The organism is Rhizobium sp. TH2 (genome assembly GCF_024707525.1).
Lineage (GTDB): Bacteria > Pseudomonadota > Alphaproteobacteria > Rhizobiales > Rhizobiaceae > Rhizobium_E.
Genome location: NZ_CP062231.1, coordinates 3,769,709 through 3,785,883, shown reverse-complemented (window position 1 = coordinate 3,785,883; position 16,175 = coordinate 3,769,709). Strand labels below are relative to the sequence as shown.

Sequence of the window (16,175 nt, the reverse complement as noted above, 5' to 3'; positions counted from 1 at the left end):
CGCAGATCTGGATCAGTCAGCGCGCATCCTGCCGCGCTAGGGCTTGCCATCGTCGCCACTGCGGCCGATGAACTGCTATGGTTTCTGCGGCAGCGGTGGCAAGGACACGACACCAACCAAACTGCAAATACGGGAGAGTAGACAATGGACATGAAGGGCAGCGAAACGATCAACGCGCCGATCGATGCGGTCTGGGCGGCGCTGAACGATCCTGAAATATTGCGCCAGTGCATTCCCGGCTGCGAGGAGTTGCAGAAGCTGTCCGATACCGAGATGACGGCGGTCGTGGTGTTGAAGATCGGGCCGGTCAAGGCTCGCTTCGAGGGTGCCGTGCAGCTTTCCAATCTCAATCCGCCAAACGCCTACACGATATCGGGCGAAGGCAAGGGCGGTGTGGTGGGCTTTGCCAAGGGCGGCGCCGACGTATCGCTCGAGGCGCAAGGCGCCGAGACGGTTCTCACCTATGTCGTCAAGGCGGATGTCGGCGGCAAGATCGCGCAGCTCGGCGCGCGGCTGATCGATTCGACCGCCAAGAAGCTGGCTGGCCAGTTCTTTTCAAGCTTTGGCGAAAAGGTCGGCGCAAGCGCTGCAGCCTGAACTCACGAGATTTTAGCTCGATAAAGAACTGTGCGGCGCGCTCATGGGGCGCGCCGGATCTCCATACATAACCGTGTGCATGAGACAGCCGAGGGAACTCGAAGGGAGGGTTACGAATTACTCCGGCACGATCATGAATATGGAGACTTGAAATGTATAACATTGTTTGGATTGTCGGCGCCGTCGTCATCGTTCTGGCCGTTCTTTCCTTCTTCGGCATGCGTTGATACTATTGATCGACGCGTATCGTCAGATTTGCTCCGGCACCCCCAAGCCGGTCGTTGGTGGCCCTGTCACATCTCTGTCGCATGCACCTGTTTCTGTGGTTGAAAGCCATAAGGATTCATGACCATGCCGATGGACCAACACGACCAGCTTGAGCGCATCAAGGCCGAGATCGCCGACAGCTTCGATGAAGAGCTGGAAATGCAGCTTGAGGAGGATCGCCTCGACGAACTCGTCGTCGAGGGGATGACCGAGCCGGCCGAGCCGACGCTGGAACGCAAGGTCTATTTCCGCGAACTGTTCCGGCTGCAGCATGAGCTGGTCAAGCTGCAGGATTGGGTCCAGCACCAGAAGCTCAAGGTCGTGGTGATCTTCGAGGGCCGCGATTCCGCCGGCAAGGGCGGCGCCATCAAGCGCGTCACCCAGCGGCTCAATCCGCGCGTCTGCCGCGTCGTGGCACTTCCCGCGCCGACCGAGCGCGAGCGGGATCAATGGTACTTCCAGCGCTATGCCGCCCACCTGCCGACCGCTGGTGAAATGGTACTGTTCGACCGCAGCTGGTACAATCGCGCCGGCGTAGAGCGCGTCATGGGCTTCTGCAGCCAGGATGAGCTCGAGGAGTTCTTCCGCTCGGTACCCGAATTCGAGCGCATGCTGGTGCGCTCCGGCATCATCCTGATCAAGTACTGGTTCTCGATCACCGACGAGGAGCAGGAATTCCGCTTCCAGATGCGCATCCATGATCCGCTCAAGCAGTGGAAGCTCTCGCCGATGGACATGGAGAGCCGCAAGCACTGGGAAGACTATACCAAGGCCAAGGAAGAGATGCTGGCCCGCACCCACACGCCCGAGGCTCCGTGGTGGGTGGTCGAGGCGGTCGACAAGAAGAAGGCACGGCTGAACTGCATCGCTCATCTCCTGGCGCAGATCCCGTATCGGGATGTACCCAAGCCGCCGGTCGAGCTTCCCGAACGCATCCGGCATTCGGACTATCGGCGCCATGACGTGCCCGATGAGATGTACGTTCCGGAGGTCTACTGAACGGTTTAGATTTGCCTGTTGAGTAATGCCCCGCTGCGGATTTCCCGGCGGGGCATTTCTTGTTGGAGAGCACAAAAATACCGCCGGTTGGGACCAACCGGCGGTATTTGTTTTGTAGTGAGGGCCATGCGGCTATCCGACCGCATGGCTTCTTCAATATCAAAGGTCGAAGTAGTCCGCCTTCATGGCCATCTTGTCGTCGAGATGGAGGATGAAATCGGCCTTGCCGTTGCCGTCGATGTCGCCCTGGATCCACGTGCCGTTCTTGTCGGTGATATAGCGAAGCTCGCCGGCCTTGTCGTGAAAGTCCTTGGCGCCGATGAACTTGAAGGCCTGGTCGCCGACCAGAACCGAGTTGGCATCGACGTCCGTGAGATCGAGCAGGTCGCCTTCCCTGGCTTTGAAGTCGAAGATCGTATCTGATGTCGCCTTCGTGCCGCCGGTATCGCCGGTTGCGAACAGGAACGTATCCGCGCCGCGTCCGCCGGTCATCTCATCGACGCCGGCGCCTCCGAAGATCACGTCGTCGCCCGACCAGCCGGTGAAGGTGTCGTCGCCGGCGCCCAGCATGATGTCGCCCACAACATTCGAGCCCTTGGAGAAGGTCACGGTGTCATCGCCGCCACCCATGGTGATATCGCCGAGGATGGTGCCGGAATTGGTCAACGTGTCGTTCTGTTCGCCGACGATGACGATCGCGCCGCCATCGAGGCCCTGGATGAAACCTTCGTTGTTGATGACCACAGCACCAGGCGCATCGCCTTCGGAGCTGTCATCGATCTGGATGGCGCGCTGCACGGAGAAGATCACGCCGCCGATATGGTTGTTGATGGTGCCGCCGCCAGCCGCGATGCCCTCGGCGTGGTTGGTGCCGCCGTCATGCTCGCCCGCCGCGCCCATGCCGCCGACGAAGCCGTAATTGTCCAGCATCAGCAGGCCATCGGCGTCGATCGCATCGCCGTCCGAGTCTTCATAGGTGCGGGAATTGCCAAGGATGACGCCGCGATTGACCACGGTCAGGATCGCGTCATCGAGGTCGGCCGGATCGTCGGGGTTGTTGTCGAAGTTCAGGCCGGCGCCGTTGCGGGCCGAGATGATGCCGCCGACGGCGTTGTTGACGGTCGCACCGATATCGCCTGTGATGCCGTGGCGCGAGCCCTCGATGATGCCACCCGCGAGGTTGTTGATGACGTTGTTGGTGCCTTCGCCGAGATCGATCGCATCACCGCCGGTTTCCACGGGTTCGCCGTCCGGGCCGACGATGTCGCCAGCGGAAATGATCTTGCCGGTATTGTTGAGCGTGAGGTTGGAGGCATCCTTGATGATATCCGAGCCGGGATCATCCTGGGTCATCACGCCGGTGGCGTGGTTGTTGACGATGAAGGTCGCGCCAGCGGTCGAGAGTTCAAGCGCGTTCTTGTCGCGGCCGGTCATCAGGCCGTCGTTATTGATGGTGACCGTCGAGCCGGCAGCGAGATCCTCGAACTTCACTTCGGCGTCGGTGGTGGCGCCGAGCGAATTGTTGAAGATCAACGTGCCTGTCGGCAGGGTGTTGCCGAGTTCGAAGGCCTGGTCGTCGCCATCGGTGATGAAGCCATTGTTTGTGAATGTGACCGCGGTGCCGGTGCCGGTCCAGGTGACGGCGGGACCGTTGGAGACGTCCAGAATATCGCCCGCTGCGAGCGTGATGTTATCGTTTCCGGTAAGGATGATCGGAGTGGTAATTGTCGGCATGGCGTTCTCCTGGGTGGCTGGGCGGCGAGTGGAAATGAATTAAGGAAAAGCCGGAAGGTCGATCGCCGGCGTGCGGACTTATGCGAAGTGGGTGTGACGCGCCGATTACAGTTTTGTGACGGTCGTATGACTGCGAAGGGCGAAGATGCTGCCACAAAGTCAGCAATATTTGTCAGCTCGGTTTGTGGGATGTTGCCTTTCACCAAAAGGGAGATCATCCAATGCTTATGAAGACCAACGACAACCGGCATAGTTACGCGGCACGGATCGGCCGCGTGGTGGATTACCTGCACGACCACCTTGAGGACGAGCTCAATCTCGACCTGCTGGCCGATGTCGCGGCCATGTCGCGCTGGCACTGGCACCGAGTCTATACCGCCATGCAGGGCGAGACCGTGGTGGCGACGGTGCGACGGCTGAGGCTGTCGCGCGCCGCCGACCGGCTGGCCAATTCGGACGCCGATCTTGGCGATATCGCAAAGCGGGCGGGATATACGACTGCGGAAGCGTTCGGGCGGGCATTCAAGCAATCCTACGGCATGACGCCGGGCGCCTATCGCGAGGGCGGCAGCCACGCACTGTTCAAGGCCTCCAACCGGACGAGCGATGCATCCGGCTTCCCCGTCGAGATCGTGACCCTGCCGGCCGAGCGCTGCGTTGCCGTGCCACACAAGGGTTCCTACATGCAGATCAGCCGCGCCTTCGAGCAGCTTTTCGCTGCCGCCGGCCCCGCTGGGCTCGTTACCCGCCAGTCACGCATGATCGGCGTCTATTATGACGATCCCCATGCTGTGGACGAAGATGAACTGCGCTCGGCTGCCTGCCTGCCGGTCGATGAGGGCAGGGCGGTGCCGGACGGCATGGCGACGGTAGAGACGAGGGGCGGAGCCTATGCGAAGCTCTCATACAAGGGGCCATATGCCGATATGCGCGATGCCTATCGCTGGCTGATGGGCGTGTGGCTGCCGGCATCAGGCCATGAGGCGGCCGATGGACCGATGCTGGAAGAATATCTCAACAGCCCGGCCGATACCACCCCGCCGGAGCTTCGCACCGATATCTTCCTGCCGATCGAGGCGTGACATGACGCAGTCGATGCCGGGGAGTGTCGAAGCTGCATTCCAGGCCTTTCCGCCAGAGGTGCGGCATCGGCTCGCGGAGATACGCGCGATGATCCTCGGTGTGGCCGCCGACCATCCGCGTGTCGGCGCCATCACCGAGACGCTGAAATGGGGCGAGCCCGCCTATCTGACTAAGGCGACCGGCAGCGGCAGCACGATCCGCCTCGGCTGGCCGCGGAAGACACCGGATCGCGCGGCGATCTATTTCATCTGCCACACGACGCTGGTCGATACATTCCGTGAGAGATTTGGCGGCATGTTCGAATACGAGACCAATCGTGCTGTGCTGCTGCCGGTCACGGGGAAAATCGATCGGGCGCCGCTCGAATTCATGCTGTCGATGGCGCTGACCTATCACCTGCGGTCGCGAGGCGTCTGAGCAAGAGCTCGTCCGGGGCCGGACGCAATCGTGGCGCGGACATTGCGGGCCGCGCCACGAAAGAAAAGTCTTATGCCGCAGCCGAAGCTGAGCCGGCGAGGGGAACTTCCGAGATCGTCTTCAGGACCTGGGAAGCGATCTGGTAGGGGTCGCCCTGGGAATTCGGGCGGCGATCTTCGAGATAGCCCTTATAATCGTTCTTGACGAAGGAGTGCGGCACGCGGATCGAAGCGCCGCGGTCGGCAACGCCGTAGGAGAACTTGTTCCACGGGGCGGTTTCGTGCTTGCCGGTCAGGCGCTTGTCGTTATCCGGACCGTAGACGGCGATGTGCTCCATCAGGTTCTTGTCGAACTGGGCCATCAGCGCCTCGAAATAGGCCTTGCCGCCGACCGTACGCATATATTCGGTCGAGAAGTTGCAATGCATGCCCGAGCCGTTCCAGTCGGTGTCGCCGAGCGGTTTGCAATGGAACTCGATGTCGACGCCATACTTTTCCGTCAGGCGGAGAAGCAGGTAGCGCGCCATCCACACTTCGTCGGCGGCCTTCTTGGAGCCCTTGCCGAACACCTGGAATTCCCACTGGCCCTTGGCCACTTCGGCATTGATGCCTTCGTGGTTGATGCCGGCTTCGAGGCAGAGATCGAGATGCTCTTCGACGATCTCGCGGGCGATGTCGCCAACATTGGAATAGCCGACGCCGGTGTAATAGGGGCCCTGCGGCGCCGGGTAGCCATGCTCGGGGAAGCCGAGCGGACGGCCGTCCTTGTAGAAGAAGTATTCCTGTTCGAAGCCGAACCATGCGCCTTCATCATCGAGGATCGTGGCGCGGGCATTGGTCGAATGCGGCGTGACGCCATCGGGCATCATGACTTCGCACATTACCAGGACGCCATTGGTGCGGGCCGGATCGGGATAAAGCGCAACCGGCTTCAGCACGCAATCCGAGCTGCGGCCTTCGGCCTGCATGGTCGAGGAGCCGTCGAAGCCCCAGAAGGGAAGCTGCTCGAGTGTCGGGAAGGCATCGAATTCCTTGATCTGCGTCTTGCCGCGCAGGTTCGGTACCGGGGTATAGCCATCGAGCCAGATGTACTCGAGCTTGTATTTCGTCATTTCAGACCTCTCGTAGGTATGTGGAAGCCTCCCTGGCTCCCCGATCTATTTCTTCGTTTGAACATGATCTCTTCCGAAAACCGGTGCCGGGATCACATTCGAGCCGCCGGACAAGCCGGCTTCCATGGGCCGCACATGATGATGCATGTGGCGTGCCAGTTGGCCTGGGTGCGGCATTCTGTCCAGCCGTTCTCGGGAATTGCGTTATTTCGAGGCAGTTTCCGTGCCTGCTCGCTGCCACTGCAAACGCTGGCGGCATAAGCGGATAAAAATACTGCCTATATTTTAGGCAAGGTGAATTTTTTTTGTGCAATTGGAAACGAAATAGTGTATATATGCGTTGGGTGACGCGAATGGATGTTACCATTGCCCGGAGGCGATTTGAAAATGATGATGAATGAGAAGCGCGAAAGCGCCCAGATCATACAGTTTCCCACCAATGCGCGCATGGCCGCGCGACGCGATCAGATGGCCGCGCAACTCGACAACAGAATGATCGAGGCGCTCGAGCCGGCTTGGTATCACGTGGACGCGATGCGCGAGACCACGAACCAGCCCAAGCACTGAATTCGCTCTTCCCTAATGGAAGTTCCGGCCTTTCGGCATGACCTTTGCCGCGGGCTTGTAATTGAGATCGTGCCTGACATTACGAGGGTGTGATCGACTGTCCGCCTCGACCGGGCGGCGTACTTCATCGGCATTGATGGCGGCTATTTCGAATTCGTTGCCGGATAGCTTCGCCAGCATGGGGCTGTAATCATGCAGCCGTTCGGCGACGACGTGAATCACTTCCCCCTCTTTCTGGACAATACCATCGACGGCGCAGAGACGCGCGCCCAGCACTTCCGGCCGGAAGCGCTCAAAGATCCGCGTCCAGACAACGATATTGGCAACATGCGTCTCGTCCTGCAGCGTCATGAAAATGACGCCGGAGGCCGTGCCCGGTCTCTGCCGCACGAGAACGAGACCCGCGACCCGGACACGTTTTCCATTCGGAATGTTTACCAGCTCCTCGGCGGCAATCGCACCACGCGCCCTGAATTCATCGCGCAGCAGAGCCACCGGATGGTTCTTCAATGAAAGCCCGAGCGTGCGATAATCCTCCACGACATGTTCGCCGATAAGCATGGACGGCAGCATGAAATCGGGTTCCAGATTGTATGCTTTGGGCCTGGAAAGCAGCGGTAGATCTTCCTGGCCGCCGACCTGGTTTAAGCCCCGGGCAGCCCAGAGCGCGTCGCGCCGGTCGAGACCGAGAGAGCGGAAGCAATCCGCATCGGCGAGCCGCTCGATGGTCGAGGCATCGAGCCCGCCCCGCAGCCAGACATCGCGAACGGAATCATAGCCCGCCCCGCGATTGGCGACGAAAGTGTTGATCTCCTCCTCTCGTAGACCTTTGATCTGCCGGAAACCAAGCCGGAGGGCATGATGGGACTGGATCATATAGGTCATGGAGATGTGGCGTTTATGCAGGTTCTCAGCCGCGACCTGTCCTTCTTCAAGACTATTGTCCCACGTTGAGTGATTAACATCTGGAGGCCGGGTCTCGACCCCGTGCTCGACCGCATCGCGGACGATTTCGGCTGGAGCATAGAAGCCCATGGGCTGGGCGTTGAGGAGTGCTGCCGCGAAGATATCCGGATAATGGCATTTCAGCCAAGACGAGGCATAGACCAGCAGCGCAAAACTCGCGGCATGGCTCTCTGGGAAGCCGTATTCGCCAAAACCTTCGATCTGTTTGAAACAGGCTTCTGCGAATTCGCGCTCATATTTATTGGATATCATGCCTTCGATGAACTTATCCTTCAATTGATTGATCGTTCCGACCCGCCGGAAGGTGGCCATGGCACGCCTAAGCTTATCGGCTTCCGGCGGCGAAAAGCCTGCTCCGACGATGGCGATCTGCATGGCCTGCTCTTGGAACAGCGGCACGCCGAGTGTGCGTTCGAGAACGGCTTCGAGAGCTTTAGAAGGATATGTGACCTCCTCAATACCCTGTCTGCGCTTGAGATAGGGATGCACCATGCCCCCTTGGATCGGCCCGGGCCGGACGATCGCCACTTCGATAACGAGATCATAGAATTTTTCCGGCCTTAGCCGAGGCAGCATCGACATCTGAGCCCGGCTTTCCACCTGAAAGACGCCGATCGAATCCGCACGGCAAAGCATTCCATAGACTGCCGGATCCTCTTTCGGCAGAGTGGCAAGGTCGAGTGTCTTCTTCTCCGGCGACCAATCCGGATAGGTCGCATTGACCATATCGAAGGCCTTGCGCAGGCAAGTCAGCATGCCGAGCGCCAGCATGTCGACCTTCAGGATATTGAGAACCTGCAGGTCGTCCTTGTTCCATTCGACGACGATGCGGTCATCCATCCGGGCATTCTGGATCGGGACGATCTCATCGAGGTTATCATTCGTGATGACAATGCCACCGACATGCTGAGAGAGATGGCGCGGAAAATCCTTGAGTTCGTCAACCAGCCGCAGACAGGTCATCAGTTTCCTGTCGTCGAGATCGAGCCCAAGTGCTTTGAGGTCTTCCTTCTTGATGCCCTTCGACCACCAATGCAGGGTGCGCGAGATTGCCATGATCCGGTCCTCGGAATAGCCGAAGGCCTTGGCGACATCTCTAAGGGCACTGCGCTGACGATAGCAGATTAGGGTCGCGGTAAGAGCAGCCCGCCGGTTGCCGTATTTATTAAAGACATATTGGATCACTTTCTCACGCTTTTCGTGCTCGAAGTCGATGTCGATGTCGGGCGGCTCATTACGCTCCGTCGAGATGAAGCGATCGAAAAGAAGGGTGTTCTCGGCCGGATTTACCTCTGTCACTTCGAGACAATAGCAGATCGATGAATTGGCTGCGGAGCCACGTCCCTGGCAGAGGATGCCCTCTTCATAACGGGCAAACCGCACGATATCGGCGACAGTGAGAAAGTAGGCCGCGTATTTGAGGTCTCTGACAATTTCGAGTTCGCGTTCGAGGGATGTCCGCACGCCATCCGGAATACCGTCGGGATAGCGCTTTGCCGCACCTTTCCACGTCATGTCCTCGAGTGCCGCCTGGGCATTCGGATGGCCTTCCACCAGTTCCAGCGGATAATTGAACTTCAGGTCATCCAGCGAGAACCCAAGCCTGCTCGCGAACCTCACAGTCTCGGCCACGGCGCCCGGCGCCATTTTGTAGAGCCGTTCCATTTCCTCTGCCGGCTTCAGATGCCGTTCGGCATTGGCGGCAAGAAGGCGACCGGCTTCGTCGAGGGTGGTCTTTTCCCGGATACAGGTCATGACGTCGAGCAGTGCGCGGCGTTCCGGTACGTGGCAATGCGGTTCCGTGGTGGCGATGAGGCGCGCGCCGGTCGAAAATGCGAGATCGCTCAGAAGCCTGAGACGGCGGTGATCCTCGCCGTCGAATATGAAGCGCGCGGCAAGCCAGACTATGCGACATTTGGCCTGAACGGCCTGGAGCGTCGCGCGCAGCGTTTTGTCGGGCAGAGCACCGGTTTGCATGTCGGGGATGACGATGGCGCGCTGGCCTTCGGCATGGTCGAGGAAATCGGAGAAATCCAGAAAGCATTCACCCTTCGGCGCACGGCGATTGCCGATGGTGAGCAGCCGGGTCAGCCGCCCATAGGCCTCCCGGTCCTTGGGATAGACGACGATATCAGGCGTGCCGTCGCGGAAAACCAGCCTTGCGCCGATCGCGAGCTTGACGCTGTGGCTCTTTCCTTCCTTCTTCGCCTCGGCATACATTTCCTTCGCTTTGGCATGGGCGCGCACCACACCGGCAAGCGTGTTCCGGTCGGCTATGCCGATGCCGGCATAGTCGAGCTCCCAAGCGCGCTCGACGAATTCTTCGGGATGCGATGCAGCCCGGAGAAAAGAAAAATTGGTGGTCGTGCAGAGTTCGAAAAACCGGCTCATGGGAAAAGCCCGTGCAGATACCATTGCGGCGTGACGCCGTTTCGCGGCCCTTCGCTATAGAGCCAGAAGCGTCGGCCTTCCCTGTCCTCGACCCGATAGTAATCCCGCGCGCGATCGTCAGGCGCGCGCAGCCAATTGGGCGCGACGCGTTCAGGGCCTTCGGCGCGCACGATGTCATGAGGAATGCGCCGCCAAGTGAAGCGCTTGGGCGGTCCGTCCGGCATGGGGGAAATGGCATCGACCGGCTGGGCCTTGCGGAACAGGGTCAAAGGCCGGCGGATCACGCCGTCTTCCGCAAGAGCAATCTGGTTTGCGGCAACGGGCACCTTCACCCAACGGTTGGTCCGTTCGGGGGCATGGACGGACCGGATCGAGGGGCGGCCGATGCTGGCATCGCCGAGCCGGATGCCGAGGCGGTCGATCAGCCGCGTTTCGGCTTCCTCATCGCGCGAGGACACGGGCGCGAGATCGATCGGCCGCAAGACGATCGGCATGATCTCATGGGCTTCGAGCCGGAGCGCATCGAAGCCGAATTCCGCATTCAGCGCTTCCGGCGTCAGGGCCAGCCGCTCGCCCAGCAGCCTCGTGACGATCGTGGGATCGTTTTCCGCCCGGCTGAGGCCGAGTTCCAGTTCCCGCGTCCGGTTATCGACGCCGAAGAGGTTGAGCCGGAAGAGCCTGGCGCCGGTGCCGTTTTCCGAAAGGCTGCCGCAAAGTTCGCCGGCGAGCGCACCGGTTACCGTCATCACGGCTTCCATGCTGAGGATGGGTTCGACGAGGCGTCTGAGCGCAAATTGTTCCGGCGGCGGGCGGCGAGGGGAGAGTGCCTCCCGCATCCGTCCCAGGGCTTGATCAAGCCGCAGCATGGCATTCTTGCCTGCCCGTGCCGAGAAAGGCTTGCGCGGCGCATCGATGATCTGGCCGATCGTCTCCAAGCCGAGCCGTCGCAGCAGCGAGACGGCTTCCGGTGCCAGCCTGAGCGCGGTGACGGGAAGCGGCGAAAGCGCCTCGCGAAGGTTCTCTTCTTCCACCGGATGGCAATGGCCGGCACGCGAAAGCGCCCATGCGGCGCCGGATGTCGGCGCAATCGCGGTCCTCGATATGAAACCCTGACGGGCCAGACGCTTGCCGATGTCGGACAGCACGGCCGCCTCGCCGCCGAACAAATGCGCGCAGCCGGTTATGTCGATCAACAGGCCATGCGGCGGATCCTTGACGACAATGGGCGAATAGCGGTCGCACCATGCCGCGATCTGGTCGAGGAGGAGTGCATCGGCCTCTTCGTCGGCCTCGCATGCCGTGAGGTCAGGCCGGATCGAGCGTGCATCTGCGAGCGGCATGCCGACCTTGAGGCCGGCGGCGGAGGCGCGGCGGTCGAGCGAGGTGATCGTATAGGCGTTGCCCTGCTTGGCATAGACGACGAGCGGGATGCCGTCAGGCACTTTGCGGGATCGGATCAACCGGTCGGAGGGGAGCCTCGGGAGCCACACCGCCATCCAGCGTGAGCTCGTGCCGTTTTTCCATGAGGTGGAAAGCATGATCGTGAATGCTCCAGCGAAGATTGAAATCAAGATTGTGAGGCCCAGCGCGATTGCGGGCCAGATGGACTGAAAAACTAGGGGCGCCAAGTTCGTCCTCCTCCGCTTCGCTCGGGGCCGCCGCGACCCGCCAGCGGGCGCGGGCGGCGCTCGATCCGGCCGCATCGAGCCTGAGCAGCAGACATCGGGTTCGGTAATGTTCGGCCATCAGCAGCAGCCGGCGGGTTTCGGTCAGGCCGACGCCCTTCTTCGAGGGCGTGATGGCGCAGAGCGCGATGATGCCGGGCGTCGAAAGCGCCTGTTCGGTGGCCCAGAGAGCCTCTTTCTGCGATTGCGCCCGCACCAGCAGCAGCCGGTCGAGCGGCATGCCGAACTGCGCGAGGCCTTCGGCATTGGGCAGGCCGTCCTCGAAGAAATCCTGTTCGGGCGCGGCCCAGAAGATCAGTCCGCCCTCGGATGCCATCAGCGCCCAGGCGAGCGAAAAGCCGAGTGCCGAGACATGATCGCCATAGGCCGCCGGCATCACCTCGACCAGCGGCGCCGAGGCGATCGAGGCCCTCAACCCTTCGAATGTCGTATCGGGCGGGGCCTTTTCGGTCACCCGCACCAAACGCAACGCCACTGGATCGAAAGAATGAGACATGTGGAAAAATTAGAACAAAAGAAGAACATTAGCAAGACTCGAATCCAGGAAAATAGAGTCATTACGGTAACTTGTTGGAATCCCGACGTGACTCGCGAAAATTGAGATGCCGTGATCGGACAACTGTCCTATGTTGCCGGAAACGATCTCAAAATCATGCGCCGAGGAAGCATCATGTCCGAACTGGAAATCCGCCGATCCATCATTGATCATTGCCGCCAGATGAACGCGACAGGGCTCAACCAGGGCACATCGGGCAATATCAGCGTGCGGCATGGCGACCGGATGCTGATCACCCCGAGTTCCATCCCCTATGACGAGATGACCCCTGACATGATCGCGTCGCTTTCGCTCGCCAGCACCGATGGTGTCTGGGATGGGCCGAAGAAGCCCTCCGTGGAATGGCGGTTCCATCTCGACATCATGCGCGCGCGGCCCGAGGTCAATTCGGTGGTGCATACGCATTCGACCTTCGCCACCATCCTCGCCATGGCGCGCAAGCCGATCCCCGCCTGCCACTACATGATCGCGGCCTTTGGCGGCAACGATGTCCGGGTGTGCAATTATGCGCGCTACGGAACCCAGGAACTGTCGGTCAATGTGATCAAGGCGCTCGAAGGACGCAGCGCCTGCCTGATGGCCAATCACGGCATGCTCACCACCGGTTCGAGCCTGGAGAAAGCCATGTGGGCGGCGGTGGAACTGGAGACCATCGCCAAGCAATATTACCACACGCTGCTGATCGGCGGGCCGGTCCTCCTGGCCGATGACGAGATCGCGGGTGTCGCCAAAAGCTTCGGCACCTATGGCCACCAGTCGATACGGGAGAAGGCAAGCGCCTGACCGGCTTGACGTTCTCGCGCGAGCCTCGTTAACTCACCTTCAGGGATCACGAGGGGAGTGCAATGCCGTCCAGCCCAAAGCCGCCGACACCGGAAGAACTTCATCACCACGTCACGAAGATGGGCGGCCGCGATCCCCATGAGGAGCACCGGACGGCAACCCCGCTCGAACTGCTCTTCGACCTGACATTCGTCATCGCCTTCGGACTGGCTGCCTCGCAATTTGCCCATGCCCTGGCCGAAGGGCATTATTTCACGGCAATTACGGGTTTCAGCTTCGCCTGCTTCGCCATCTGCTGGGCCTGGATCAATTTCTCCTGGTTCGCCTCGGCCTATGATACCGACGACTGGATATTCCGTGTCGTCACCATGGTGCAGATGATCGGCGTCATCGTGCTGGCCATCGGCCTGCCGCGCATGTTTGCCTCGATCGAACATGGCGGCCATTTCGACAATGGCATCATGGTTCTGGGCTATGTCATCATGCGGGTGGCGCTGATCTTCCAGTGGCTGCGCGCCGCAAGGCAGGATCCGAGCCGACGCCAGGCCTGCATGGCCTATGTGGTGGCCATCACCATTGCGCAGATCGGCTGGATCGTGCTGATTTTTATCGATTTCTCGCTGCTGGTGACCTTCATCATGGCTACTGCCCTCGTCGTCGTTGAAATGGCGGGGCCGTATATCGCCGAGCGAAAGTTCGGCGGCACGCCGTGGCACGCGCACCATATCGTCGAGCGCTACGGCCTGCTGGCCATCATCGCGCTGGGCGAGGGCGTGGTCGGCACCGTGGCGAGCCTGTCGGCGGTGGTCGATGGCAAGGGCTGGACCATGGATGCGGGACTCGTCTGCATCGCGGGCGTGGGGCTGACCTTCGCCATGTGGTGGATGTATTACACCATCCCGAGTGCCCATGTGCTGCATGTGCATCGCGAGCGTTCATTCATCTGGGGCTATAGCCACATGATCATCTTCGCCGCAATCGTGGCGACGGGCGCGGGCCTGCATGTCGCGGCCTATTACATCGATCAAAAGGCCCATATCGGGGCGGTGGCGACGCTAATGACTGTCGCCCTGCCGGTGCTGGTCTATGTCGGAGCAATCTACGCGCTCTACACCTACATGGTGCAGGAAGGTGATCGTTTCCACGTCTGGCTCATTGCCGCGACGCTGGTGGTCTTTGCGGTCTCGATCGCGGCGGCCGCGGCCGGCATCAATCTCACCTATGCGCTGATCGTCCTGATGTTCGCGCCGATCGTCACTGTCGTGGGGTACGAATTTCTCGGCCACAGGCATCAGGCCGAGGCGCTGGAGCGTGATCTCGAGAAGAGTGGTACGGTGCATTGAAACGAAAGCGCGGCCGCCGAGGCAGCCGCGCAATGTCATTCGTCCGGGATATATCAGGCGATCTTCGGTGCCAGGCTGCCCGATTTGTAGCGCTTGGCCATCTCCGAAAGCGGCAGCACCTTGATCTTCCCGGCATTGCCTGCGGTGCCGAAAGCTTCGAACCTTTCGGCGCAGAGCTTCCGCATCGCCGCCATGGCGGGCGTCAGGTATTTGCGCGGATCGAATTCCGACGGGTTCTCCGTCAGCACCTTGCGGATCGCGCCGGTCATCGCCATGCGGTTGTCGGTGTCGATGTTGATCTTGCGCACGCCGTGCTTGATGCCGCGCTGGATCTCCTCGACCGGCACGCCCCAGGTCGGCTTCATCTGGCCGCCGTACTTGTTGATGATTTCCTGCAGATCCTCCGGCACCGAGGACGAGCCGTGCATTACGAGGTGGGTGTCGGGCAGGCGGCGATGGATTTCCTCGATCACGCTCATGGCGAGCACGGCGCCATCCGGCTTGCGGGAAAACTTGTAGGCGCCGTGGCTCGTGCCCATGGCGACGGCCAGCGCATCGACCTGGGTCTCGCGCACGAACTGCGAGGCCTGTTCGGGGTCAGTCAACAACTGGTCGTGGCTCAACACGCCTTCGGCACCATGGCCGTCTTCCTGCTCGCCTTCGCCTGACTCAAGCGAGCCGAGTACGCCGATTTCACCCTCGACTGAAACACCGCCCCAATGGGCCATCTGGGTGACGCGGCGGGTGATGCCGGCATTGTAGTCGTAGTCAGCAGGCGTCTTGCCGTCTTCCTTCAGCGAGCCATCCATCATCACTGAGGTGAAGCCGTGCTGCATGGCGGTCGCGCAGGTGGCTTCGTTGTTGCCATGGTCGAGATGCATGCAAACCGGAATGTCAGGATGCAGTTCCACCAGCGCGTCGATCAGCTTGGCGAGTACGATGTCGTTGGCATAAGAGCGGGCGCCGCGGCTCGCCTGCAGGATCACCGGCGAATGGGTCGCGGCTGCGGCCTCCATGATCGCCAGACCCTGTTCCATGTTGTTGATATTGAATGCAGGAACGCCATAGCTGTGTTCCGCGGCGTGATCGAGCAATTGCCTGAGTGTGATACGCGCCATCCGAATTCCTTCCCTTTTTCGTTCCCGCCTTGACGGCGGGTTCGGCACCGATGCGTGCCCTGAAGGGCCGCGGCTCGATATTGCCGCAACTTCTGGCGCGGTCAATGGCACCGCGCTGTTTTCAATCGTTTAGCAAAATTAGGATGTTCAAATTTGGCGCCGGAGGCGAAGCGATCACGAGATCGCGGGCGCGAATGCCTAAGTCAGTTCGAGGTGGCCGAGGCGTTGATCATGTAGCCGGCGCCGAGGGCGATGAGCCCGGCGTTGAAACCGGCGACCGATACGAGAAAGGTGTAAATCCCCGCGCCGGAAATCAGGAAGGCCGCGAAGAAGGCGAGCGCGATCATGAACGATACGGCGATAACGGCAAAAGCCGATCGCAGCATCGCGGTAAACAGACCCGTGGCAAGCGCGGTCATGAAGATCATCGTGCCCTCCAGAGCAACCCGTACTATCGGGAGATTGCCTGAAACCTTCTAAGAAATCTTTGTGCCGATATGATGCAATTTAATGATCTACCGGATTTGCCATTTCCCCCAGCGTATGAGTCATACGAGT

Annotated in this window: 14 protein-coding genes; 7 read left to right on the top strand and 7 right to left on the bottom strand. The window is 60.5% G+C overall.

Annotated elements, in window-relative coordinates; translation table 11 throughout:
• Positions 1-144: 144 nt before the first annotated feature.
• Together IHQ71_RS18660 and ppk2 are read left to right on the top strand one after the other, a co-directional pair.
• On the top strand, positions 145-597 hold the full coding sequence (locus tag IHQ71_RS18660; RefSeq protein ID WP_258157943.1) for a CoxG family protein: 453 nt from the start codon (positions 145-147) through the stop codon (positions 595-597).
• A 351-nt stretch (positions 598-948) separates the two neighbouring features.
• Positions 949-1,863, top strand: coding sequence for a polyphosphate kinase 2 (ppk2, locus tag IHQ71_RS18655; RefSeq protein ID WP_374989881.1), 915 nt, complete (start codon positions 949-951; stop codon positions 1,861-1,863).
• Between the two features lie 159 nt (positions 1,864-2,022).
• Here ppk2 and IHQ71_RS18650 read toward each other — a convergent pair whose 3' ends face one another.
• Entirely contained in the window at positions 2,023-3,597 is a 1,575-nt protein-coding gene (locus IHQ71_RS18650; RefSeq protein ID WP_258157942.1) for a hypothetical protein, read from the bottom strand.
• 221 nt (positions 3,598-3,818) lie between these two features.
• On the opposite strand from IHQ71_RS18650, the gene IHQ71_RS18645 reads away from it, so the two are divergent.
• The gene (locus IHQ71_RS18645; RefSeq protein WP_258157941.1) at positions 3,819-4,679 is read left to right on the top strand and encodes a GyrI-like domain-containing protein; all 861 of its coding nucleotides are present in this window, start codon (positions 3,819-3,821) and stop codon (positions 4,677-4,679) included.
• Between the two features lies 1 nt (position 4,680).
• On the top strand, positions 4,681-5,097 hold the full coding sequence (locus tag IHQ71_RS18640; protein ID WP_258157940.1) for a DUF1801 domain-containing protein: 417 nt from the start codon (positions 4,681-4,683) through the stop codon (positions 5,095-5,097).
• 70 nt (positions 5,098-5,167) lie between these two features.
• On the opposite strand, the gene IHQ71_RS18635 is transcribed toward IHQ71_RS18640, so the two are convergent.
• Complete coding sequence (locus IHQ71_RS18635; RefSeq protein ID WP_258157939.1) at positions 5,168-6,208, bottom strand: glutamine synthetase beta-grasp domain-containing protein; 1,041 nt, start codon at positions 6,206-6,208, stop codon at positions 5,168-5,170.
• Positions 6,209-6,595: 387 nt separating this feature from the next.
• Here IHQ71_RS18635 and IHQ71_RS18630 point away from each other — a divergent pair, with 387 nt between their 5' ends.
• Complete coding sequence (locus IHQ71_RS18630; protein WP_258157938.1) at positions 6,596-6,775, top strand: DUF2735 domain-containing protein; 180 nt, start codon at positions 6,596-6,598, stop codon at positions 6,773-6,775.
• Between the two features lie 12 nt (positions 6,776-6,787).
• Here the strand turns inward: IHQ71_RS18630 and IHQ71_RS18625 are convergent, their stop codons facing one another.
• Genes IHQ71_RS18625 through IHQ71_RS18615 form a run of 3 tightly spaced genes read right to left on the bottom strand, consistent with a single transcriptional unit; the run spans position 6,788 to position 12,313 of the window.
• Positions 6,788-10,132: an error-prone DNA polymerase gene (locus IHQ71_RS18625; protein ID WP_258157937.1), complete on the bottom strand. Its 3,345-nt coding sequence runs from the start codon at positions 10,130-10,132 to the stop codon at positions 6,788-6,790.
• Positions 10,129-11,574, bottom strand: a complete 1,446-nt coding sequence (locus tag IHQ71_RS18620) for a DNA polymerase Y family protein (protein ID WP_258157936.1) — start codon at positions 11,572-11,574, stop codon at positions 10,129-10,131. The genes IHQ71_RS18625 and IHQ71_RS18620 overlap by 4 nt, the downstream gene beginning before the upstream one ends.
• Entirely contained in the window at positions 11,567-12,313 is a 747-nt protein-coding gene (locus IHQ71_RS18615; RefSeq protein WP_258157935.1) for a hypothetical protein, read from the bottom strand. The genes IHQ71_RS18620 and IHQ71_RS18615 overlap by 8 nt, the downstream gene beginning before the upstream one ends.
• Before the next feature lie 174 nt (positions 12,314-12,487).
• Here IHQ71_RS18615 and IHQ71_RS18610 point away from each other — a divergent pair, with 174 nt between their 5' ends.
• Together IHQ71_RS18610 and IHQ71_RS18605 are read left to right on the top strand one after the other, a co-directional pair.
• A complete protein-coding gene (locus tag IHQ71_RS18610) occupies positions 12,488-13,156 on the top strand; it encodes a class II aldolase/adducin family protein (RefSeq protein ID WP_258157934.1) in 669 nt (222 codons plus the stop codon).
• 62 nt (positions 13,157-13,218) lie between these two features.
• Positions 13,219-14,499: a low temperature requirement protein A gene (locus IHQ71_RS18605; RefSeq protein WP_258157933.1), complete on the top strand. Its 1,281-nt coding sequence runs from the start codon at positions 13,219-13,221 to the stop codon at positions 14,497-14,499.
• Positions 14,500-14,552: 53 nt separating this feature from the next.
• On the opposite strand, the gene fba is transcribed toward IHQ71_RS18605, so the two are convergent.
• Together fba and IHQ71_RS18595 are read right to left on the bottom strand one after the other, a co-directional pair.
• Positions 14,553-15,617, bottom strand: a complete 1,065-nt coding sequence (fba, locus tag IHQ71_RS18600; RefSeq protein WP_258157932.1) for a class II fructose-bisphosphate aldolase — start codon at positions 15,615-15,617, stop codon at positions 14,553-14,555.
• 203 nt (positions 15,618-15,820) lie between these two features.
• Complete coding sequence (locus IHQ71_RS18595) at positions 15,821-16,045, bottom strand: hypothetical protein (protein WP_258157931.1); 225 nt, start codon at positions 16,043-16,045, stop codon at positions 15,821-15,823.
• Positions 16,046-16,175 lie beyond the last annotated feature (130 nt).